The organism is Vibrio marinisediminis (assembly GCF_014050145.1).
Taxonomy (GTDB): domain Bacteria; phylum Pseudomonadota; class Gammaproteobacteria; order Enterobacterales; family Vibrionaceae; genus Vibrio; species Vibrio marinisediminis.
The window spans coordinates 346962-371183 of record NZ_JACFYF010000001.1 but is presented as its reverse complement, the minus strand read 5'-3'; the positions used below and the strand labels follow the sequence as shown (position 1 = coordinate 371183).

The window sequence follows — 24222 nt, the reverse complement described above, 5'->3', positions numbered from 1 at the left end:
GGCTGTCACAAATTATCATGCGCCTGACATGATAAATTCTGACCTTTACCGCATTTCATGCGTAAATTATTAATAGTTTATTCAGTATTGCACCTTTTATGTTGGGTGTAAGTTAAAGTTTTATGAGCATTACAATGAAAAAAATAAGTTTACTCACTGCGTCTGTGGCATTGGCATTAGTTGGATGTGGTGGTGACAATAGCGATGAAATATCATCATCTGATTATACATTCAGGGTTTTAGATGGTTATTTGTCACAGGTAAATATTACAGCTGACGTTGACCTTGATGGCGTCTGTGAGTCTGAAGTGATCGGCACTACAGATAGCGCGGGCATCGCTAAGTTAGCCATAGAGTACAAAACAGCGAATTTATGCGTAGTGACTACCGGTGACTCTATTGACGCTCAGCGCGGTCCTGTAGCGGATATTGTTACTTTGCAAGCACCTGCCGGCAGTGAGACTGCCAACCCATTTACCGATTTCAAAATGCGCTTGATAGCAGATGGAAAGACTAATGAGGCGGCAGACAGTCTAATTGCTGATGCAATGGCAGATCTTGGTTTGGAATTGTCCGCCATTTATGGCGACTATATTGCAAGTTCTGAAGGTGCACCGAGTGATCTCGCCCTTAAAAAAGTCACCCTTATTGGTGAAACCTTATTTGATAACCCATCAATTAGTGAGCTTGCGAACCCTATCGATACGTTAGAGGGGATAACTACCACGGTTGCAGCCTTTGATGAGACAGAGTTAAATGAAAACTATATTGCCATTGGCTCTGATGGCACGGTAACTGAGCCTTCTCGCCCGACTTTGGTTGCAACGGTGACCGAACAAACAGTGCAGCAACACAGCGCAATGGTTCCGGTTTCATTAACTGCAACTGGCACCAATTTAACTTATCAACATTCAGGGATCCCAGCGGGCATCTCTTTTAACTCCGCTACAGCGACGTTTAGCGGCACACCGACGACTACTGGCGTTTTCACCATTAATACTGTGGTTATCGATGCAAACAAAGGTCGTTCAAAGGTTGTCACACTAACGTTGACAGTTGAAGGCAATAAAGCGCCGGAGGTAGTCAATCCTGCTCCAGAAAATATTGTTTTAGAATATGGCGACGCTAGTACATCTATTTCTGTAGTTGATTGGTTTAGCGATCCTGAAAGTGATGATTTGACTTACTATTTGGACCCTAATTCTCCACTACCAAAGGGGCTGGTGCTCAACGAGCAGAGTGGAATTATCTCGGGCACTGTTGAACAAGCTGGGTCATTTGAGATCCACCTGTATGCCAAAGACCGAGACAGCTACTCAAGCAAAGTCACAGTCACCATTACTATTGACAATGCGCTACCACCGGTTTTGAACCCAACCATACCAGCACAAACGGTTAAGCAAGGCGTAGAGATTACGCCAATTGATCTCACTACTATTTTTGGTCCTGATCCAGATGGTGGCGAAAATCGCTATCAATTGTCAGATGCCCCAGCAAGAATCACCGTTGAAAACGCTTCGATTGTTGGCTCGTCTATGCAAATTGGTACTCACCATATTAAGGTTGTGGCAATTGATGATGAAAATCAAAGCACCGCATCTGTTTCATTTACTCTGACGATAGAAAAAGATGAGAGTCTACCTGAGCCTGGAGTGGGTTTTGCGAATTATGAAGGCATGCCACTATATTGGATGCAGTGGAATAAAAGCGGATTTAAGTACGACGCCCTAAACCGCAAACTGGAAAACGGCAACATTGAAGACCTTAATAATGGGGTTATCGGTAGCTACCAAATGAATGCGGATGGCACTTTAGTGTTTGCTATGGATGCTAAAGAAGACCAACTGTTAGACATCGCCTATGAAAGCGCTGATGTGCAATTACTGGTTCATACGGGCACTGGTAATAGTAAAAACGTTTGGCTGCAAAGCACAGATCAAGCTAAGGCTGAAATACTATTGTCGAATCTCAACAACGACCGACCAAACGAAGCACGATTCATTCCCGGTAATGAGTATGTCAGCGTTTATGATGATAAATCAGACAACTTTACAGCGGGCACTTTCTGGCAATGCGATAGGGTGACATTTACAACGGGTAATCAGTTTATCATGGAAGAGTGTGGTTCGAATGAGCCGTTTACAGCGGATTACTCTTTCAATGATCAGACTGGCAAGTATGTGATCAGCATTGAAGAAGATGGCGAATATGAACAAATAGAGTTTACCGTCACTGGTGGACAAGATGACATGTTGATTGTCAATGAAACTGGCGATTATTCAGCTAAGTACTTCTTCAAAGAGCAAGAGAAGGGCATGGCATTTTTTGACAAAGTGAAGCAACAGCCATTGAATGACAGCGAGGTTAAGACATTGCTGGAATTCATGAACCAGATGGATGCTTTTGACTCTTATCTTCAATCAGGGATTGCGCGCTGGAAAAAACCTGAGGAGCGCAATGGCGTAAAGTATGACATCTATGTTGTTGGCAATGAATCTGAACTAGCTGCAAATATGGTTAAGGTTACAGACGGTATCGCTATACTTGAAGGTACATTGGGCGATTTCTTTAATGAGCCGAAATTTGTCACATTTGATACTAAAAAATATGAAGATCCCGCTAAACCAAATCAACCTAATGGGAATATAACGACTGCGCAATTTACCCAAGATCTGCAAGACGCAGGAATTACTACCAGCGGCTTTGTGATCTCATTTGATACTGCTGTAGTAATTAATAATGATTATGCGGGCTATTGTGCCAATGCTACGACTAGACCTTATGAGGGTGACACGCGCCTTAGCATCGACCCAGAGACTCAATTTATTAAAGATACCGGTCTAAGTTGGATTAACCTAGGTAATGGTAACACTGAGGGTAAGTGTAATTGGGATGCTGAAACAGTTAGCCATGAATTCTCACACAGTTTAGGTTTTGCAAAACACAGTAATGATAGTGATAGTCCGTTTGCTAGCAATGATTATTTCAGTAAATGGAGCCCACAGTCAGAGCGTTTGCTTAAGAGCTTATATATTAATGAGCCGAAAACAGAGTATAGCAATATGACATTATCACCATCAGTAGAATAAGCTGATGACAAGCTCTCTGGTTAAATGTGAAACTTAGTAGCGCTTGAATAATCCAAGCCCAACGTCAACCAAGGCGTTGGGCTTTTTTGTATCCACCTAGTTGCTATTTTCGCTAGAAGCGAAACTCTGCTTTAGTTGTAAGGATACTCATCTTTTAAGTGCTCTTAGCAATTGAGATGATACGCTTTATCACCTCATCTTCTGAAACATCTGAATTGCGGTAGTAACGAAATATCTCAGAGTTAATCGCTTGTTGAGCGACCGGATTGACGGCCATTGAGTCGGTCATGCTAGGCACGGCTAAGCCTTTTTCAGTCGCTTGGATAAAATCATGATGAGATTGGATCTGACAAGGATTGAAGCCCGATAGACTGATATCGGTATGAACGGGGATAGAGCCTTTAATACGGTTGAATTTGGCTTGAAAGTTTTTATCAGCGAGAGCATCAGCAACTTGTAGCGCTTGCTGCTGAGTAAAATCAGAAGCATCCATAAAGATGAAACTATCCATATTGTAGAGAAAGGCATTGTGTGATTGTGGTGCGGGGTAACAACCTATCTCTTGAGGGACGTTCACATCAGATGCGAGTAAATCGCCTAATATCCAGTCTCCACCTAATTGGAATAGTGCTTTATTTTCTATCAGCGCTTGGGTTGCAGTATCCCATTTTTGATTTGGATGCTGTGCTTCAATTAAGCTGGAAATTTTGCGTAGTTGGCGCAGCGCTAAACGCATTTGCTCACTATCAATATGGTCACGTTGTAGCTCAACCAGAGCATTGTAGTAAAAATCGACACCACCGGTTGCGAGAACCAAACTTTCAAAAAGCATTGCGATTTGCCAAGCTTCCTCGCCAATGGCGAGTGGGATCATATTCTTTTGCTTGGCTTTTTCCATTGCTTGGAACATTTCTGGCCATGTTTTTGGTACGGTGAGTTCTAGCTGGTCAAGTAATGTGTGGTTAACCCACAACCAGTTTAAGCGATGTAAGGTAATAGGCAGAGCAATATAGCCATTGCTTGTCTTATTGATGTCGATGGTGAGTGAGTATAAGTGCTCATCCCAGCGATATTTTTTTGCGGTTTCGTTGATGGTGTGGACAATGCCGACTTCATCCCAGGCTTTAATGCTGGGACCTTCTATTTGTGCAATGTCAGGAGTGTTGCCTGCCAATGCCCTAGCCTGTAACACCGTCATTGCGGTGTCACCACCACCGCCAAGTATTGATGAGTGATTTAGAGTAATACCTTGTTGTAGAAGGTGATGCTCTAAAGAATCTAGTGCTTTCTGCTCACCTTTTGAAGTCCACCAATGAAGGATTTCAACATCGCCCCAGCAGGTGGCGGATAGGCTAGCGAGAATGATGAATAATGATGTTTTTCTCATAACTAATCTCTTGGGAATGCAAGCGTGGCACAGAGTCCGCCCCGTTCAGTCATCTCGAGTATGAGCTGACCACCATGAGCTTTAACAATACTTTGTGAAATCGTCAGACCAAGCCCATTGCCTTCTTGAACGCTGTGTCCTCGATAATAGGGTTGAACGAGTTTGTCTAAATCATGGGGATCGAGAGAGCGACCATAGTCTTCTATTTTTATTGTGACTGAATCGAGGCTTTGTTGTAGATAGATGTCGGCTTTATCACCATATTTGACCGCGTTATCGACTAAGTTTTGAATGCAGCGTTTGATTGCTAAAGGTTTACCCGCATAGGGATGAACTTTGGTCTTGTGTATGGTGATACGTTCACTTTTTGGATCAATCGCACTGGTAACATGGTTGATCAGCTGTTCGAGATCAATCGGCTCGATATCTTCATGAATATCGGTTTCTTTAATACATTGCAATGCGCCTTTCACCATCAGGTCGAGATCGTTAGCGATGCGTGTAAAACGTTCTCGTTCGGTATCATCATCAAGCATTTCGGCGCGCAGTTTTAAGCAGGCGATCGGTGTTTTTAGATCATGAGAAATTGAGCTAAACAGCATTTCGCGGTCTTTAATATGGCTATCAATACGACGGTTCATTTTATTAAAGGCATGCACTGCGGCCTTTAGTTCGGCGCTGCCTTCTTCTTTTACTTCTGGTACTTTTAATCGACTTGACATGAGCGTGGCGGCCTTTGCCAGCTGTCTAATTGGGCGAATTTCACGCTGAACAACAAACCATGTGCAAATAAGTAGTAGCAGTGCCGAAAGCAGTAAAGTAAACCATTCACGAATTTGAAAATAACTGGTTTCGAGATTGATATAGGGAGCAGGTAGTACCGCAGCGAGATAGAACCAAGCGTGTTCATCGACTTTAACCTGAATAACTAAAATCGGTGGGTTAAGATCGCCATAGGAGAGAGAGTAATGCCCCCAAAGCATCGGGAGTTCGTCAATAGAGAGCTCTTTGTTGAAGACTTTGAGTTTGTCTCGGCGAGTAAACTCCACTTGAATGTCCGGCGCATCTTGTAACTCGTGGTGAAGCACACTCTCAACCTCTTCAATGACCATCGTTTTTCTGTCACTGGCGGGTAAAGGGGCAACAGGAATTTGATGGTTATTGAGAGAGACGAAGAATCGAGTTCCCCCCATGCTTCGTAGCTGATTAAGCACTAAATGGCGATACTCAGGTGGTAGAGTTTGAAAAAAAGCAATGGTTGAGGAGGCACTCAGCGCTAAGCTATTGACGGTTGTGGTTAACCCTTCTTTGTCTTTCTCGCTACTGTGTTGATACCAAATTAGCCCCGCGAGGAATTGGGCAAGGATGATGACACACAGCAAAAATAGACTGGTGCGCATCGCAAGTGAATTGGTTAAACCTTTAACCTTCATATTGAACACCAGCGGTGAGCATGTAGCCTTTGTTTCGCACTGTTAAAATGAGAGAGCGGTCTTTATCATCGAGATGGTGACGAAGTCGGCTAATTTGAACATCAATACCCCGTTCAAATGGATCGGCATCTCTTCCCCATATTTCACGGGCGATATGATCTCGTGAAAGGATGGATTCGGCATTAGAGATGAACAGACCAAGTAGTGAGAGATCGGCGCCACTGAGTTGTTTGATGGTGTCACTTGGCGTATGAGTGAGCTGACGGGTGACGGTATCAAGTAACCAATCTTCAAAACGCACTTTGCGTGCTAACTTGGCGCTATGGCTGGTAATACTGCGACGCAGAATAGTTTTAATACGGGCAAGCAATTCTCGAGGGCTAAAAGACTTAGTGATGTAGTCGTCCGCGCCCATTTCCAATCCGGCAACTCGGTCAGCTTCTTCTGTGACCGCGGTTAACATGATAATGGGTACATTAGAGGAGCGACGAATTTGCTGGCATAGCGTAAAGCCATCATCTCCGGGCATCATAATATCGAGAATAATAAGATCAGGTTGATGCGATTGAAGAACTCGCCACATGGCGGTACCGTTTTCAGCGCCTAGAACATCAAAACCCGCTTTACCTAGATAATCACTTAATGCTTCGCGTAGTTCTTGATTGTCGTCCACGACTAAAATTTGTTTTGCATTCATCAGCTATCCAACCATCCATTGTGCTTGCTAGAAATATGATGCCAGTCGTGGTTATTTTCTCAACGATTAGCGAGTTAATTTGATGCTTGTGAATAAACATTTTTGTAAGAGAGCTCTTACAATTGTCTGTAGTTTTGCAACCATCCGCTTGTTTGGATAGGTTAGGATTGCGTTGATATAGTCAAATGATGGAAAACTCCACACTTCTGTTTGGTCGCCGATTTGCTCGGTTTATATGGCAGAGTGTTTCAAATTTGGTCGTATCTAAATTTTTGATAAATTGAGTTTTTAAACATCATCTACCCGCTCCTTAACCCCCAGCCTAGAAGTGGTAGAGGATAAGCCAACCTCGAAAGAGGTTGGTTTTTTTTACCAATGTTGTCCTTGCTTGTATCGCCAAACGGCGATGATACATAACCCCAATAAGGCAATCAGGGGCAACGACCCTCCGCTGCGTCGCTTGGTTGCACTCTCAATATTGACCGTGACAGAAGCTGTGGCGGGTAAGTGTCCATCAGAGACTGTATACAAAATGGTCACTTGTCCAATCACATCTTCGGTGGTGCTGAACAAAAGCTGCTGATGATCGATCTGAACATCGGCTAGCCCTGATAAAATGGTGGCATCTGTAATTGTTAGATGATCACCATCTGGATCGGTGTCGTTCGTAAGTACCTCTAGCGGCATGAATACTTCATTACGATCAACCACAAATAGGTCATTTTTGGCGATAGGAGCTCGGTTCAAAGACATTGGTGCGGCCGATCCGCTTGGGTCGTTGATCACACCATTGACCAAATCATCAGCATCGTTACTGCCACCATCTCGAATTGACAGTTGTACGCACCAGTCACCAGTCTGTAAGCCGTATTGCCATGGCGAACCTTCAGTGTTAGGTGTTGCTGGTGGCGGGCAATATCCATTTTCACCACGAGTCGAACTGACAGCACCGTTTGGTAGGGTCTGGTCGACAGTTTCACCATTGATGTCATCGACAAAGTCTTGCCATACGCTGTTTAGATATTTGCGATAAATAGCGTTACTCGGAATCGATAATTTTTGTGGTAGCACGACATTGGTGATTTGACCGGGGGCGGTCAAGCCTGAAATAACAAAGTCATACACACCACCAATGTATTGGTGGTGGTTATCTGGAGCAGCAGGGATGATTAACCCGCTTGATATTGAATTAGCGACAGTTGTGCCTTTTCGTAAGCAAAGTCCAGCTTCTACTTCCGCCAAATAGCGGTGCTTAATCTCGGCATATGCAGGTATGGTTTGACAGACGGAGGAGGCATCTAGGTAATTTGGGATCCCATCTAGGTCATCATCCGCGTGGGTTTCTTGTTTGTCGGGTATCAGGTCACCATCACTGTCTTGGCTAGGTGACAGTGGTTCAAGCGTTCCTATTTCGAAGTAAATGTCATGTGGTGTTGGTACCGACGGTGCATCGGTACGAGTCACCGTGACCATAAATTTATGGATACCCTCGGTGAGTTGGCTTGGGTCAACCACCAATTCGTCTCCATTTTCACTAATTACAGTGACGTTTTGATAGTTCCAATCATAGTGGTAACTAATGTTGGGGGCATTATTGTTTGCTATCGTTTTAAACGTAACAAGGTGATCATTCTCCACCCAACGGCGTTGTTGCCCATTTTGATAAACCCGAGACGTTACTTTTGGAGGCTGAGCCTGGTCTTGAGTCGACAGAGTAAAGGTATTCTTACTGCCGATGTTTAAGCGCCTATCCGGATGCTCAGTATCGAGAGTGATGGTCATCACTGGCGTTGGCTCTAGCGTAGGGGAAGCACTAACCGCAAGATCTAAATAGGCGGTTGTTCCCTCGAGAATGCTTACAATACCTGATTCTGAAAGGTGAACACCTGAATTTGAATGAGTGCTTACTTGATACGGTACATATATTGGGTAGTAGGGTGCCTCTCCACTGAGAATGAAGGGAACTTTGAAGCTGGTATTATTGCTTGAGATCGTAACGTCAGCGGGAAATGATACTGTAGGAAATACATCAATGGATTGCGTTTCGATGCGGTCATTGCCTTGACTATCTTCGACTAGCCAGCGCACATAATGTCTACCTGACAGCAGTGGCGTGTAATTATCAAGAAGTTTGGCAGGGAGTGGATTCCCTTGATAGTCATTTGCCGTCGGTGGTGTGAGTTGTACACGGGTAAACAACGAGTTGGCATACACTGTGATATCCGCAGGCTCTTGAATTTCAGGTTTATTTTGCTCGGCGTCGCGATTGATATTTAGTATGACTTGAGCCAAGTCTGTTTGTTCCAGCTCATCTTCAATGACATAAGCGATTTCGACCGATGACAAAGGTGCTTCAAGTACAATAACTATTTGCCCATTCTCGACCTTAAGGACACCATCATTGCTATTGGCGGATTGGATTGAGATAGGTAAATCGCTAGAGTGACTATCATTCTTGAGCACTGACAGAGTGTAATGCTCTGCCTCATTGGATATCAATGTGAATACATCATCAACAGCGATGGGTTTCGCTTCTTCTACACTGAGAGTAAAGCTCGGCAATGTGTCTGAAAGACCTGCTTGGTCGGTGACTTTAATTGTGATGTTGTCCGTTACCTCCCCGCGCTCTTCTTCAGTAGGGGTCCCCGTTAACTGCCCAGTGGAGCGGTTAAAGGATGCCCAAATGGGTTTGTTGGTAATGGTGAATCGATGAGTGTCGTTACGGTCTGGGTCCATTACCGTTGGGATAAATGAATAGTGTTTATTTACTCCGATAAGCGTGTCGGGAGTACCAGAAATTTTTGGTGCGTCATTGACGTTGGTTACGCTTACATCCACTACTGCAGTCGCGGTTTGGTTGTGACCGTCAGTGACCCAGTATTGGAAACTGTCGCGACCTAAGTGCTCACCACGAGTGGTAAAAGTTGCCATATTGCCTGTTAATGTTACGGTTCCCGCCCCGCTGCTTGGCTGGCTTACAGAGAACCGATGGCGATCATCCGGATCTGGGTCGATGATAATGGTGTTCAAATCAAGTGTGACGCTGCTGTCTTGTAGCGTCTCAATATGGTGGTCATTAGCGATTGGCGCATCATTGATATTATTGATGATGACGCTGACTTTGGCACTCACCGGGGGGCTGTTGCCATCGGTGACCGAGTAGTAAAACTCGTCTACGCCGACATAATCGGGGTCGGTGGTAGTATAGGTGGCGATGCCTTGCGTTGTTACCGTAGTGACGGCTTTACCGCTGGTGGGTAGTTGAACGAAAAAGGTATGGCTGTCTTCGCTGTCCCTATCATTGATCAGTGCCGCTAAGTTAATCGTTTGACCTGCACCCTCATTAACCAGCATCGCGCTAGTAGCGGCTGTGGGTGGGTAGTTAATGTTTTCTACGCGTAAATCAAAGGGAGGTAGAGCATTAGATAATTCACCTTGGTTGACGGTAATTATTACATCGTTACTTTCACCAATATCCGCTTCCAGCGGATTCCCCGACAGCAGCCCGCGCTTTTCATCCAGTGTTAACCAGTTCGGTGCATTGGCAGACAGTGTGTACTTTAGCGGTTCATTCGCGATTGCTGGCGTAGCGGTAATACTTTGATTGAGTGCGCTTCCCTCAGGAAGAGAAATTTGCTCAATCGCTTGGCTAGGGGAGGTGAACAGCGGCACAGGGTGCTGACGAAGTCTTGGATATTGCCCGTTTTCCAGTAGCCAAACGCCTTGATTCCATGCATCAGCATGTTGCCAATTTGCATCAAGGAAGGTGTTTATAGTTTGCAATTCAGCGGTGGTTTTTGCCCCTTCTTGGGAGCAATCAAGGTAGCCGACTTGGCAATCGTAGAAAGCGTGTTCGATGTTCGCGCTACCGAAAGACAAACTACTGTGATATTTATTCGCTGTGATTTTCGCTGTTGAGTAACTGTTTTCAATGGTGGGGTAAATTCCGTTATAGATGTTTGCCCTACCGATGATACCTGCAACCTGTTCGTTTCCGGTAACAGGACCTATAACATAGCTGTTGGAGATTTTGCTAGTGTATGCAGTGGTTCCAACGACACCACCAATGAATTTTTGGCCTGAGATTATTGCGTTGGAGACCGCTTGATTAATATTTGAATCGGTTATAGTGCCGGCAATTCCGCCTACATAGTTATAGCCTTTGATGGTTGATGTCACATTGAGGTGGGAGAGTGTCGCGTTGCTAGCCGTTGAAGCAATACCACCCATGTAGCTGTTGCCATTGAGAGTTACGTTGACGGCAGCATGATTTATATTGCTCTGATTTAGATTAGCGACAATACCGCCAACCTGAAATGCCCCAACAATTTCCCCACTAAAGCTCACATCTTCCAATTGAGAGTTTTTTGAGTCTGCGACAATACCTCCAACAAGAGTTGCGCCTTGTATTTTCCCGGTTATATGCACATTTCTAATTGTCGAGTTGATGGCTCGCGAGGTGAGTCCGCCTGTAATTGTCTGCGCTTCTATATCAACATTATTTAAATGTAGATTTTCAATCGTGGCATTTTCTACACTATCAAAAATCCCAGAACTCTGTGCGGCAAATCGATACATATAGAGGTTGGAGATCGCGTAATTATTGCCATTAAATGTGCCAGTAAAAAAACGACCTTGTCCGTTTGCTATCGGTCGGAAACCTGCCGCTTTTTGTGGTCTGTCTGGGCGAAGATTGTCACTTTGAAAGTTCCAATATCGGCTTTCACTCGCATCGATATTGGCACCTAATTTCCAATGCTTATCGATACTTGTGATGCTTCGGCTAACCCAACGTAACTCAGCCAACGATGTAATTGTTCCTGAATGTCCATCGTAATCTTTGGGCTCAACTGGCGCTGTTGTGACATAGAGGGTTACGGGGACTTCAATGTGGTTTTCACCATCGCTAACACGTACGGTGATATTTTCGTGTCCCGTCTGTTCGCTGTTTGTTCTTGAGTAGCGAAAGTATGTTGCATATTTAGTTATGGTTCCTAGTTTAGCCTCGTTAGAAATTTCAAAAGATAGATTGTTTGAGTCGATATCTTTAGCGATGTCTTTGAAATAAATACTTTTGTAATTATAAGTTGATGTATGAACAAGTTTCGCGATTGGAGGGTCATTGATTGGCAATATCGTGACGTCAATGTTGGCAGAGACTTTCGGGCGTAGAGCGTCATTGACTGAAAAGGTGATGGTGTCTTGCCCAGAAAACTCGGCGTTAGGTGTATAGACAAATGTTGAGTCTGTGAGTTGTGATACGGCACCGTTATCCGCAGAGACTTCGCTGTAAGACAGTCGTTGTTGTTCGGGGTCTTCTATTACATGACTTAAATCAATCGAGATCGAACGGTCTTCATTTGTTTTTACAGAAAACGGTTTTGTCGTTATTGGGTCTACAACTTGAACAATAGCGAGGGTAACGACTACAGCTTGACCATTCACCTTAGCGGTAAAACTATCGTGCCCAAAGTAGTGCTCATTAGGTTGATAGACATATTCGAGAGGTGAATTTTCTGATAACCCCCCATGTGATGGATGTGAAGAAATCTCAACACTTGGTGTTTGATCTCCGTTCGCGATTAGGCGGAAATCGATGGTTTGGTTGCTATCTTCAAATAGATAGTAAGTGAATTCGTTGGGTATATTTTTTGCCCCAATGTCGAGAGTAATGGTGTGGGCAACAGAATGTTTTCCATCTTTAACTAGTACGTTAATCAAATCTGGTCCGGAATAGTTAAGGGGAGTTTCTAGAGTGATATTTCCGTGAGCATCGAGGTTGCGCAGCGTAGCATGGTTAGGTGCTGTGCTGATGGAGAACTCAAAGGGACCGTTTTCTTCATCTACAATCCAATTGGATAGTGGCAGTTCGGTTACTATGCCTTGTTTTAATGACAGTGTAATTGGGTGAGCCGTCGGCTTGTCGTTAGTTGCTTCAACTGCAAAATCAGCACTAGGTAAGGCGTTCCAAGTGGCACCTTGTTGAGCAAAAATAGCAACGCGGGATGTCTGGTTTGCGTGAAGGTGAGTTGGTGTGCCAGAGAGTAATCCAGAATCATCAATAGTGAGCCAACTCGGTGCCCCTTCTAATTTATATTCAACAGGTAATGGATTGTTCTCGGCAGAGATTGCAGTGACTTGAAGTTGAAATGGTGCGTCTTCTTTTGCAACGTAGTTTGGTAACATTGATGTAGGGTGGGTAAATATTGGGATCGCTTCTGGTGCAAGTTCGAGCGGGCTATTATCTTTTAGCTGCCAAACACCTTTCGCCCATGCACTCGTGATATCCCAACTGGGGAAGTTTGCGGCTTGGGTAAAGAATGCATGGGGTCTGCCAAACGATGGCAAATCTGGTGTTGTGCAGTCATTATCATTAGGCGTATAACCACCTAACTCACAATCAAAATAGCTATTTTCGATGGTTGCATTGTACTCTTTACCATACAAGCCTGAACTGGGATCACTACTGATTATCTGAGTATTAGAGTAACTATTCTTTATAATAGAATTTGATACATAGCCAGCGATACCGCCACCACGTTTAGCTTTTCCAGAGGAAATGTTACCACCGGCGAAAGAGTTTATAACTGTGGTTCTATCCTGTCGCCCAACAATGCCACCAACTAGTCCATACCCAGGTAGGTTTACCTCACTTTTTACCGATGAGATTGTCGAGGTAGAGGATTGACCGACGACACCTCCCGCATAATCAAGACCAAATACCATCCCCGTTACTTCAATGGCATGAATGTTACTTTCCCGTGCATATCCGATTAGACCAGCAACGTATTTTTTACCGTATACAGCAATATTGTCTAATTTAAGGTTGCTGATGGATGCACGATATGTGTGACCAAAAAAACCGATATAATCATAGCGGTCATAGTCAATGTATAAGTTTAAAACCGAGTGTCCTTGTCCGTCATACTTACCTTCAAATCGTACTCTAGATGTAGAACCTCTGCTGTCGTCACCAATCGGTCTAAATCCTTTCCCACTATTCCACTCTTTCGTCTCAGTAGCATCAATGTCGGCGGTTTGCACCCAATCTTCATCCCAAGCGGCGGGGTTTTCACTTAGCCAACGAAGATGTGCCAGCGTGGCAATTTCTCCGCCTTGACCATCGAGATAGCCATCGGGTTGGATCGCGCTGGTTTCCGCTTTTATACTAAAGCTCACTGTAGCCAATAGCGACAGTATCAATAGATATTGGGAATAAAAAAGCACGCGTTTAGACATGAATTGCCTTTTCTATGTGAATACAAGGTTGGCTAGTAAACTTTTGTATGTTCCGTCATATTTTATTCAAACCAAGGTGCTAGGTATATGTGATTGATTCAACGTTAGTTATGGCTCGCAAATTCGATGTAACTCAATGATTAAATGCGATTAACTTATCGTTAACCTTGTTTTATTACATGAGGTTTCGCTACTTGCTTGCCCTAAGTAAGTTGTCTAGAGAGGCCATTCAGCCATTCACTGGGGTTGAATAATGCGACATATATTGTTTTTTCAATATGAGTAGTATGCTCGCCGCTATTAGAGAAACTGATGCTCCTAAAGTGAAACCTAAATCGCTCCATTGAAAATGACTGAGTAAGGCAACCAAGACATAAAATACGCTTTGGCAAGTGGTCGTAAACATAGCGATACCACCTTCTACTCGTCCTCTTATATTGATAGGTACGATAATGTGCATCCAATTTGTACGAGCGATACGATTAAGAGCATTAAAGAACCCAAAGGTGAGGGTAAAGATAAGAATAAACATGGGGTGCGGGGCAAGGCTAATGCCGAACAATGCAATGCTAACTGCGAACATGGTTACACAAATGATGTTTAAGTGGTTACCGAGAGACAGCAGCTTTGAAAGCAATAAGCCAGTTAGTAATGAACCTAAGCCAAATGCCACGTTATAGCCAGCATACCATTCCCCAGACACACCTCGTTCCGAAAAAACAATAGGCATTAAGTTTCCAAGCAGCGTTAACAAAGGGTAAGTTAAACTTGACAACATCAAAATGGAATAAAGTATTGTATTGCTGGTGAAAATGGATTTTATTTCAATGACTTGCTTAATGAAGGAGACGCTATTTTGTGTCTCTCTCAATTGACGGCGATAAGGGGTAAATATATAACAAAGTACGGATAGTCCAGATGCTGAGGCTGCAAATAGGGCAAACTGTGGAACATCCCACACCTGCAATAGTACGACTCCTAAAGCTCCAGCCCCAAGGGTCGTGCTTTGCAAAATAATTTCTTGATAACTTGAAATTTTTGCATATTCATGGCGCTCAAAGTTTTCTTGGGTAAACGCGTTATTTGTCAACCAAGCTAAATTGCTTGATACCCAAAATATCAACTGCGCGGCGGCTAATGCCCATACATTGCCGACATCAAACCAAAACAGTGCAGCAACAAGTGCTGCGGTACTAGATTGAACGATTTGGACCAATAGTAAAATAGCTTTACGTGAGTGTCGGTCAACTAAAGTGGAAATGAAGGGAGTCATGATAAAAGACGTAACGGTACAAGTGAGTGCAGTCAGTGCGACAAATGTGCCCATATTGGGTGTTTTTAGGATCAACCACGGTAACGCCATCATAAATAACCCCGATGAGATGCCATCAAAAAAACGGGCACTTAAGTAGGGAAGGTTTTTTTTCATAATTGGAACTTCCTTGTAGATTTCTGATCTTCTGTTGCTTATAGCTTAAAACCTCAAGTTACATTGAGGTAAAGCGGTTTGTGCAATGTTATGATTGATTCATTTTAAAGGAGGCGTAACTATGGATATGTCGGTAGGGCAAGTCGCTGAAAGAGCGGGAGTAAAAGTTTCAACGCTACATTTCTATGAGCAAAAAGGGCTAATTAGCAGTTGGCGAAATCAAGGCAATCAACGGCGCTATGACCGAAGTGTTATTCGTCGCGTTTCAGTAATCAAAGCGGCGCAACAGGTTGGCTTATCGCTGGAAGAAATTACTCAAGCATTTGAAGCACTACCTAAGCATAAAGCCCCCACGAAAAATGAGTGGGAAGCCATGGCAACCCAATGGCGTGAACAGTTAGAACACAGAATTTTGCAGTTAAAAGCGCTGCAAAATGATCTCGATGGATGTATTGGGTGTGGTTGTTTATCTCTGGAAAGTTGCAACCTTCGTAACCCACAAGATGAGAGAGCATTGGAGCATACAGGTGAGTCACTACTAACTAACCCTGAAGAGCCTCTTTAAAGTGATAGCGCAAACCAAAGCAAAATAGGTAATGTGAGGATGCTAAAAAAATTACCAAACAAAACCATGGAAGCTACTTGGTCTGGTGCGATGTGAAATCGCTCGGCAAATAGGTAATTCATCACTGCTGGCGGCAGCATGGCAAACAGTACCAACATTTGTAACTGCATGGTGGGTAATGGAATAAAGACGTAAATCAGACCAAACGCAATGGCTCCAGTAAGTAAAGATTGAGCGGTGCAGATAACACCAACCTTTAGTCCTGCCAGTCGCATGTTACACATTTGTGCGCCGAGAGATAGCAGCATCACGGGTACAGCAGCCTGACCAAGCAGTTTGGTCGCTTCATATAGAGGAGACCAGACAACAAGCCCAGAGAGGTTGATAGTCAAAGCGGCGGCAGTAGCAAGAAAAACGGGCATCCGAATCACTTGTTTGAAAGGGTTGCCATTGCTAAGGACTGCCAAACCTAAACTGACATGAGTACAAGCGGATACGACAAACAGTAAAACCGCAGAGGCGAGTGCAGATTCGCCAAAAGTGTAAGTGAACAGTGGAATGGCTAGGTTACCACTGTTGCGGAACATATGCGGTGGTGCCCAAGCCTTATATTCAATCTTCATTAGTTTGCAAATCGGAATCATCACAATCCCAGGAACCAAAACAGCGATTAACGCTGCGCTAAGCAGCGGCACTTGCTCTGTATCAAGCGGCATTGCAACCAGTGATGAGAACACTAATGCTGGAGTGAAGGTATCCATATTAATGCGGTTAATCGCTTTAAAATCAGGACGGATCCAGCGTCCGACGGAATAGCCGACAAGCACCAATGCAAAAACGGGAAACAGTATTCCAATGACTTGCTCAAACATTCCATTGCCGCAGAAAAGTGAATAGAAATTAAACAGTATCAGTCTTGGGTGGATGAGTCACGGCTGTAACACGATATTTTCTATCAATATAATGAGTAAGTGTGAATCACCACTTAGATTAGCTAATGGCTCCATTGCTATAGTGAGTTGGTATAGTGTGGTTGGGAAATGATATGTGGGTAGAAGGTGTATGGATACAGTCGAGCAAATAGGTCAACGAGCATTAATAGTGGAAGGTGGCGCTATGCGTGGCGTCTTCTCATGTGGTGTGTTGGACTATTTTCTAGAGCAAGACTTTTCAGCCTTTGATAGCTTTTGGGGGGTATCGGCAGGGGCAAGTAACTTAGCCGCTTTTTTAGCCAATATGCCCAAGAGAAATCTGAAAATCTATCTTGATTACAGCCGACGAAAAGAGTTTATCAACCTACCACAATACATTCGTGGCGGAGACTTGATGGATCTTGATTGGATGTGGCAGATCACGCTTGATGAGTTGGGTATTGATAAGTCGGCGCTCAATGCTGACCCGCGACCGTTTTTTCTTGTGGTTACTCGGCAAAATACGGGCAGGGCTGAGTACCTAACGCCTAACACCGATTTATTAGCCGAAACAATGAAAGCATCCAGTGCGTTACCTATTATGTATCGACAAGGTGTTGAACTTGATGGAATTCGTTATGTTGATGGTGGTGTTGCTGATGCGCTTCCAGTCGCTGAAGCGATAAGACGAGGTGCGACTAGGATTATGGTTTTACGCAGTCGACCTGCGAGCTACCGTAAAAGTAACGATAAGTTTAAACCGCTACTCAAGTATCTACTGCGCGATACGCCGAATCTTATTACGCCGATGCTTACCCGTTCACAACGGTATAATCAATCGCTCGAGTTGATCGCAAACCCGCCGGTAGGCGTGGAAATAGTGCAAATATGCCCACCAGAGAATTTCAAATTGAAGCGCTTAAGTCGAGATGTGAGATCACTTGAAATGGCGTATCAATTGGGCTTTGAAGCTGGAAAATCTGCGATTAAGCAATGGCTGAAAAGCTAAATTAACCATTCAATTTCTGTCGCAGTTCATTGATGCTCGATTGAATGGATTTTCCTGCCGTATCAATGCGAACTACGGGTGTTTGCCATGGGTGGTATTCACGTTTGACCACATCCTGCCACGTTGGTAACTTGAGGTTTGCAACTTCAGCTATCCGTTGTTCGACTCGAATTTTGTGTTCAGTCTCGTCGCTGCAGATTATTTCGATATTGATATAACGTGCGCCGGTTTCAACAGCCACTTGTTGCCACTCTTCGCGTGTCAGTTCTATGGGGTTGCAACAATCCGCGATAGCACTTAATCCCAACTTCAAATTATCGCTGATGATGCGGTAGCTAAGTCGATAGCCTTCACCTTCTACTCTATACTGACACAGATCTCTTAACCCTTGTTCGACAGTATCAATACGTAGGTAGGTTGCGTTAATCTGCTTGGCCAGTTCTTTGGCAAGTGTCGATTTTCCACTACCGGGTAATCCTGAGAAAATATAAAGCGTAGGTAAGGTCATTGTATCTCCTGACAAATTGGTGCGGTTAAAGAGACGGTAAATGAATTTAGAGACTCATTATTAAAGGGCGATTAATCCCGCTTTTCAAACCGAGTAATGAATCATAGCGGAAAGAAATGGGGGCTAGGTTAAAACTTTAGATTGAAAGGCTTGGATATTGCGCTTTTTTCAGGCTTATTGATAGACCGCGTAAATGGGTTCTTTGAATAAATAGAGGCAGCCATGTATAAACTCGTGTGTGGAATCAGCGCATTAGTGATAGGTCTACTAATTTTTGGTAGTTATGACTTGGTTTTCTCGAATCAATGGTACATTTCTCATTCTAGCGAGCTTCTTCTCGCAATTTTGAGTGAACTTCCAAGTTTTCGTGAGTACCTGACAAGCGCAGGTTTTATTGATGTTACACAACTCATATCTCTGCTTCAATCGATCACATTGAGTATTGTATTTGCAATTATATTTCGCTTAATTCTCAACACGTTTACAGGTCTGATTAGCGTCGTACAGTATGTCATACTTGGTGCTTTCTGTGGGTTCTTATACTACGCATTACCCGCTTTGATTGTGTTTGTTGATAGCCAATTTTTTGCAAACACACTCAGTCTACCAAGTCTTGCTCCGAACGGGATTGTTGATGTGTTGATTTGGTATCTTCCATTGATGATTACGGTATTTTTTACCGCGATGTCGAGAAGGCGTCATTTTGCTCAGGCAGAACGTTTTTGGTTTAAGTAGTTGTTCAATCAGTGGTGATTTAATCGGTAGCTAGCTATACAAATAGTCACGTTAGAAATAGTGATTAAAAAGTTGTTACCCCATTAAAAAAAGAGGCAATCATGCCTCTTTTTTTGATCACACTAACTCGTAGCTGATCATGTAAAGCTGATCCAAGTTTGGATAAATTTCGGCAATGAGGCGTTTTAACTCATCTAATGGCAATGCTTCTTGTTCTGCATGGAACTCGTTGATGTCATTAAATAGTAACGGCTCTACAGACAAGATTTTTATTTCACACACTTTTCTATCTGTTTCTAAGGTAAACACTTCCACTTGTGTGCCGGGAACGTAGTGGCTTTCCACTTCATCGCGAATGGTGATAGTTTTCTTACCAGAGGTGATAAGAGGTGTCAGAAACTCAAAGAAGGTAATCTTGGTTGGAGCTTGGTTCATTGTCTATCCACAGTCATTTATTGAAGTGGTGATTATAGACTGATCCTAACAATAGGCTTAGATCTTTTAAACAGTGAGGGTGATTTGTGTAGAGAGGTCGTTTGAATGAATTCTCTACACGATTTAATTAGGTATTAAATTAAGCAGAGATGGAACGCTTCAACCAAATGTTCGCATTCACTTGTGAGCCGACAACGGCGATGAGCATTAGTGGACCAAGCACGCATGACATTATTGCGCATAGCACTTGTTTTGTAGTGATAGTTGAGGATGGAGTAAAAAATTGAGTAGCAAAAAAGATAACTAAACCAGCAATTGACCAAATAAACATAGTATTTTCCTTTCAATATGAGGCTTATTGCCCCGTCAACTAAGATAAATACTTCTTGGTAAAGGTGATATGTGTACAGTTAAATTTTGTGACAATGGTTTGGTTAATAATATTAGCTTATTCTGGGGGCGAACAGAGTCGATAAAGCACCGCTATTGTGATTACTCGCAACGTACACTCTCAGCAAGAGCACGTTTCGTACTCTTGCTAAGTCGTTGGTTATAAGCAAAAAGCGGGGCTACAGTCCTTTTAAATACTGCGCGTTGGCGGTGGGGTGAATTAACTGATGCAGTTTTTCAACTGTGTTTTCAGCTGGGTGATTCAGTAATGCCACAAATTCAGTCACAAGTTCTTGTTTAGTGGCTGAAATTGAAGTTTCAGTTTGAATATCGCGTAAATCGATTAATAGATCGGTAAACAGATCCGGCAAATCTTTAAGCACCTGCAAGTTCAGCACGTTGTGTTCACTATAGATAGCATTATGGCTACCACGCTGTTTTTGAACAACGTACGGGTTATCTTTCAGATTGATAATTGAAGTGCGTTTACTACAGCGCTTTAAACAACCTTTGTTCACTTTTATTTTCTTACAGCCTTCCGTTTGCTGGAATAAGCATTGGCGGCTGGTAAGTAATGTATTTGGGTGGTAAATACTGTAAAAACTACGCATAGATGCTGGGCGTTTGATATGTCGCATTTGCTTCATATTCAATTCGTTAGAGATAAATGCACCGCTAGCAGAAAACTCTTCTTGTAAACATTTTAAAGCGTAAGAGTTGGTCGTATTCATTTGCGGGCCCGCCACCCAATTGAGACCAAGTTGTTTGGCGAATATGCCCACACCTGCGTTATTGGTGATCAATGTAGATGGCTTGATAGCGGCGAGAAAATGATAGGCGGCTTGGAAATCGTCACCAATCAAAATCGCTGGGAACCAAGGCTTTAATTTTGGGTTTGCCTCAAACAGCGTAACTAAGTGTTGCCACTCATCGTTAAGCCCCATCGGCATTTGGTAGTAAACTTCAACGCCTTGCTCTTCGCATAAGGAGAGATCGTCAACGGATGAGATTAACACTGATAGTGTCGCTGCTCCATTTCGTACCGGAGGGGTGGCAAGTGAGGGTAGTGTTGGCACATCAATAGCGCCCTTCAAACTGCTGCCGTTGGCGTGCCTACCGGTGACATCGAAATGTTCTGTCTTTTGCGCCACGTTCTCAATAATGGCAGTTTTATCGTCATAGAGCTTCTTCTTTACTTGTTGAACATCTTCGACACTTTGGCATTGGTAGATGGTAGAGAAGTGCTTTACTGCGTGATCGCGGGGGTTATCAATATACATCGCCTTGCCAAATTCACCTTGCAAGAATGCATTGGAGAAATCTCGGTTAAAGACGGTGTAAAGTTCACTGGTATCAGTAGACAGTGTTTCGCCATCACATAGGCGGTCAATCTGTTTGCGCCAATTGTCGACAACAGTGTAGACGTAGTGTGATTTCTTAATGCGTCCTTCCACTTTTAATGAGTAAACCCCAGCTTCTGCTAGAGCTTCAAGGTCACCAAAGGCGGAGTTGTCCTTCATATTTAGCGGGTATTGATTGCCTGTTTTGGTCGTTTCATATTGATCACGACAGGGTTGGCTGCAACGCCCGCGGTTGCCAGAAGCCCCATTGCGCGCAGAGCTTATATAACAGATGCCTGAAAAGCCAATGCAGTAAGAGCCGTGGACAAACACTTCCATTTGCACGTTATGCGGTTTACCAAATTGAGCAAGATGCTGAATTTCATTGATGTTCAGTTCACGAGAGAGATTTACGCGGCTAGCTGTGAGCTGATTGAGAAATAAGATCTGCCCTTCATTGTGAGTATTGAGCTGGGTTGATGCATGCACATCTAACTCAGGAAAATGATGCTTAAGGATGTAGGCAAGCCCTAAGTCCTGCACAATCACACCGTCAATGCTAGTGGTGTTTAATTGGCTCAATAGGCGCACAATCGCTGGAATTTCGCTTTCTAAGATCAATACATTGAGAGTAAGGAAAATCTTGCAACTGTGTTGGTGGGCAAGGGTTAACACACCATTTAAGTTATCTAGCGTTAGATTGGTAGCTCGGTTGCGCGCATTGAAGCGGTCGAGCCCGCAATATATAGCGTCTGCGCCAGCTGCAATAGCGGCTTTTATTGAATCTAGGTCGCCACCTGGGGCTAATAACTCAAATTGATCGCGTGTCACGTGTTGTCTCTTACGTACTAAAATAGGCGCGCATTTTACGGCTTTCGCAGTGACTATGCGAATTTTATTCAATCGGTGCGATTTGGGCATGTCTGTGCTTGATGGATAAATAGGACCGTATGGCTATTTAATTGTGCAGTTAAGCCGAGGCAGTTGGCATTGCCTCGGCATGAAAAACGTTAGAGTTTTTCGGTTATGATGGAAATTTCCTCACGCCATTTCTGTTGAAGAGCGACTTTTTGGCGTTTAGGTCGGCGTTTAAGATCATCTTCAAGCAAACTTTCTAATTCAACTAGACGCTCCAGCAGATGATCTTCGTTTGTGGTGCTATTAGGTTTGCACTGAAATAGTTCTTTGCTCTCTAAATGACGAGATTGAGAGGGCGAGGTGATATTGTCCTCATCGCTGATAGAGCGATATCGTCGATACCCATTTTCAATTTGTGTATATGCTTCGTCCACTGAAAGGTGTTCAGTCAGTTTTCCTTGTTGAATCAGCCAAAAACGATTACAACTTTGTTCAATTAAACTGCGATCATGACTAACCAGTAGCGCGGCGCCACCAAAGTTATTAAGCGTTGTGATTAACTCTTCTTTCCCTTCCATGTCGAGATGGTTGGTGGGCTCATCAAGAAACAGCAAGTGGTAACGAGCTAACGTTAAGCCGACAAAGAGTAAACGGGCGCGTTCGCCGCCACTGAGTGATGCCACAACTTGAGAATGCCTTGCGTATTCGAAACCAGCACTTATCAATGCTCGCTTGCACTGTTCACTATTGAGTGATGAGAAAGCGAGTAGAGCATCAACAATGGAATCACTGTCTTGCAATTGATTTAATGATTGGTCGTAATAACCCAATCGACAACGGTCATGAAAAGTAACCGATGAAAGTGAAGCACCAGAATAGCGAGAGAATAACTGGTTAAGTAAGCTGGATTTACCGCCTCCATTTTCGCCAAGAATAGCGATGCGATCACCACTCTTTATCTGCTTTTCTGTCATTTCAAATAAGGTGATGTCTCCTGATTTTGGTGTCACTGAAAATGGGGCGATATCGACTAGTCGATTTGCCGCAAGTGCTTCTCCTTTTAGAGCTAATCGCCAAGGGGCAGTTTGACTCAGTTCTGTCTGTTCCTCTTGAAGGCGCTCTTTCCTACTCGCCATAGTTTTCGCTTTACGGGCCAAATCTTCGTTATCATAAATTTTCCCCCATAACGCTAGACGTTTAGCACTCTTATCTATGCGGTCAATTTCTTTTTGTTCGCTGAAGTGTCGCTGCTTATCGGCTTCATCTTGTTGTTTCAAGCTGGAACGTGCGGCTGTACAGGGTAAGTTGAAATGGTGCAATGTTTGGTCACGCAACACCCAAGTTTTGTTGGTGACAGAGTCGAGTAAGGTCTGGTCGTGTGAAACCAATATAAACGAGCCTTTCCATTTACTGAGAAATCGCTGCAACCAAAGAAGTGAGGGTAAGTCTAGGTGGTTACTCGGTTCGTCGAGCAGTAATAAATCGGGTTGATGTATGATCGCTCGAGCCAGTAACAGCCGCATTTGCTGCCCGCCGCTGCATTGTGCAACGGGTAATTTCCATTCTTGCGCGGTAAACCCTAGTTCTTCAAGCAGCAATTCGGCTTGCCAAATGTCCTCTTCTGCCAATGTTTCCGCAACCGCTGAAAGAATACTGGTTGAGTAGATATGGTGAGGAATGTGTTGCTCTACATAACGCATCAAGCAGTGATTTGCCGTAGCAACACGCCCATGGCTTGGTTCGATTTGGTGGCAAAGAAGTTTTAGTAGCGAGCTTTTACCGCAGCCATTGTGACCAATTAAACCGATACGATCACCACGATTAATGGTGAAGTTAAGTTCTGTGAATAGAGCGTTAGAAGTGTGGGCTAGTGTTAAGGATTGTGCAGTTAAAAAAGTACTCATAATGTTCTCAAGAATTTTAGGCGTAAAAAGCCGTTGTCAGAACTGACAATAATTCTTCGAGCTTGAGGAGCAGTACTCGGGTGACGCTATTTGTCGAAAGGTAAAGGTTCGCTCAAGTCGAGATTATCGCAGTGCGATAGCTGAAACTCTTGAGCGAGCTGTAATACCAAATAGACGTGGGTTGATTGAACACCACATAGACATAGCATACCTCCTTGTTTTTTATGAAAGTGAAAGCACCTTCGGTGGTCCGTGGTGGTTATTTTACATATGCAACTATAAGATCGCCAGTG

At 43.7% G+C, this 24222-nt stretch carries 14 protein-coding genes; 4 read left to right on the top strand and 10 right to left on the bottom strand.

Features of this window, described 5'->3' with window-relative positions; translation table 11 throughout:
• Positions 1 to 134: 134 nt before the first annotated feature.
• Entirely contained in the window at positions 135 to 3089 is a 2955-nt protein-coding gene (locus tag H2O73_RS01710) for an Ig domain-containing protein (protein WP_182105892.1), read from the top strand.
• A gap of 154 nt (positions 3090 to 3243) precedes the next feature.
• On the opposite strand, the gene H2O73_RS01705 is transcribed toward H2O73_RS01710, so the two are convergent.
• From H2O73_RS01705 to H2O73_RS01685, 5 genes are all read right to left on the bottom strand, one after another.
• Positions 3244 to 4476 (bottom strand): ABC transporter substrate-binding protein, encoded by a 1233-nt coding sequence (locus tag H2O73_RS01705; protein WP_182105890.1) that lies wholly within the window; start codon positions 4474 to 4476, stop codon positions 3244 to 3246.
• Between the two features lie 2 nt (positions 4477 to 4478).
• Positions 4479 to 5909, bottom strand: a complete 1431-nt coding sequence (locus tag H2O73_RS01700; protein ID WP_182105888.1) for an ATP-binding protein — start codon at positions 5907 to 5909, stop codon at positions 4479 to 4481.
• Complete coding sequence (locus H2O73_RS01695; protein ID WP_182105886.1) at positions 5899 to 6606, bottom strand: response regulator transcription factor; 708 nt, start codon at positions 6604 to 6606, stop codon at positions 5899 to 5901. Before H2O73_RS01695 ends, H2O73_RS01700 begins: the two co-directional genes overlap by 11 nt.
• Before the next feature lie 369 nt (positions 6607 to 6975).
• Positions 6976 to 13845 carry an Ig-like domain-containing protein gene (locus tag H2O73_RS01690; protein ID WP_182105884.1) on the bottom strand — a complete coding sequence of 2290 codons (6870 nt, stop codon included), beginning with the start codon at positions 13843 to 13845 and terminating at the stop codon, positions 6976 to 6978.
• A 229-nt stretch (positions 13846 to 14074) separates the two neighbouring features.
• Complete coding sequence (locus tag H2O73_RS01685) at positions 14075 to 15277, bottom strand: MFS transporter (protein WP_438696037.1); 1203 nt, start codon at positions 15275 to 15277, stop codon at positions 14075 to 14077.
• 118 nt (positions 15278 to 15395) lie between these two features.
• Between H2O73_RS01685 and soxR the strand changes: the two genes are divergently transcribed.
• The gene (gene soxR, locus H2O73_RS01680) at positions 15396 to 15839 is read left to right on the top strand and encodes a redox-sensitive transcriptional activator SoxR (protein ID WP_182105880.1); all 444 of its coding nucleotides are present in this window, start codon (positions 15396 to 15398) and stop codon (positions 15837 to 15839) included.
• Here soxR and H2O73_RS01675 read toward each other — a convergent pair.
• A complete protein-coding gene (locus H2O73_RS01675; protein ID WP_182105878.1) occupies positions 15836 to 16711 on the bottom strand; it encodes an AEC family transporter in 876 nt (291 codons plus the stop codon). The two genes, soxR and H2O73_RS01675, sit on opposite strands and share 4 nt — an antisense overlap.
• A gap of 190 nt (positions 16712 to 16901) precedes the next feature.
• Between H2O73_RS01675 and H2O73_RS01670 the strand changes: the two genes are divergently transcribed.
• Positions 16902 to 17759: a patatin-like phospholipase family protein gene (locus tag H2O73_RS01670; protein ID WP_182105876.1), complete on the top strand. Its 858-nt coding sequence runs from the start codon at positions 16902 to 16904 to the stop codon at positions 17757 to 17759.
• A 1-nt stretch (position 17760) separates the two neighbouring features.
• Here H2O73_RS01670 and H2O73_RS01665 read toward each other — a convergent pair whose 3' ends face one another.
• Complete coding sequence (locus H2O73_RS01665; protein ID WP_182105874.1) at positions 17761 to 18267, bottom strand: P-loop nucleotide/nucleoside kinase family protein; 507 nt, start codon at positions 18265 to 18267, stop codon at positions 17761 to 17763.
• A gap of 222 nt (positions 18268 to 18489) precedes the next feature.
• Here H2O73_RS01665 and H2O73_RS01660 point away from each other — a divergent pair, with 222 nt between their 5' ends.
• Positions 18490 to 19002 (top strand): hypothetical protein, encoded by a 513-nt coding sequence (locus H2O73_RS01660; protein WP_182105872.1) that lies wholly within the window; start codon positions 18490 to 18492, stop codon positions 19000 to 19002.
• A gap of 117 nt (positions 19003 to 19119) precedes the next feature.
• Here the strand turns inward: H2O73_RS01660 and yqfB are convergent, their stop codons facing one another.
• The 3 genes from yqfB to H2O73_RS01645 all read right to left on the bottom strand — a co-directional run bounded on the left by yqfB (position 19120) and on the right by H2O73_RS01645 (position 23929).
• Entirely contained in the window at positions 19120 to 19437 is a 318-nt protein-coding gene (yqfB, locus tag H2O73_RS01655; protein ID WP_182105870.1) for a N(4)-acetylcytidine aminohydrolase, read from the bottom strand.
• A 569-nt stretch (positions 19438 to 20006) separates the two neighbouring features.
• Positions 20007 to 21998, bottom strand: a complete 1992-nt coding sequence (locus H2O73_RS01650; RefSeq protein WP_182105868.1) for a U32 family peptidase — start codon at positions 21996 to 21998, stop codon at positions 20007 to 20009.
• A gap of 179 nt (positions 21999 to 22177) precedes the next feature.
• Positions 22178 to 23929, bottom strand: coding sequence for an ABC-F family ATP-binding cassette domain-containing protein (locus H2O73_RS01645; protein WP_182105864.1), 1752 nt, complete (start codon positions 23927 to 23929; stop codon positions 22178 to 22180).
• Positions 23930 to 24222 lie beyond the last annotated feature (293 nt).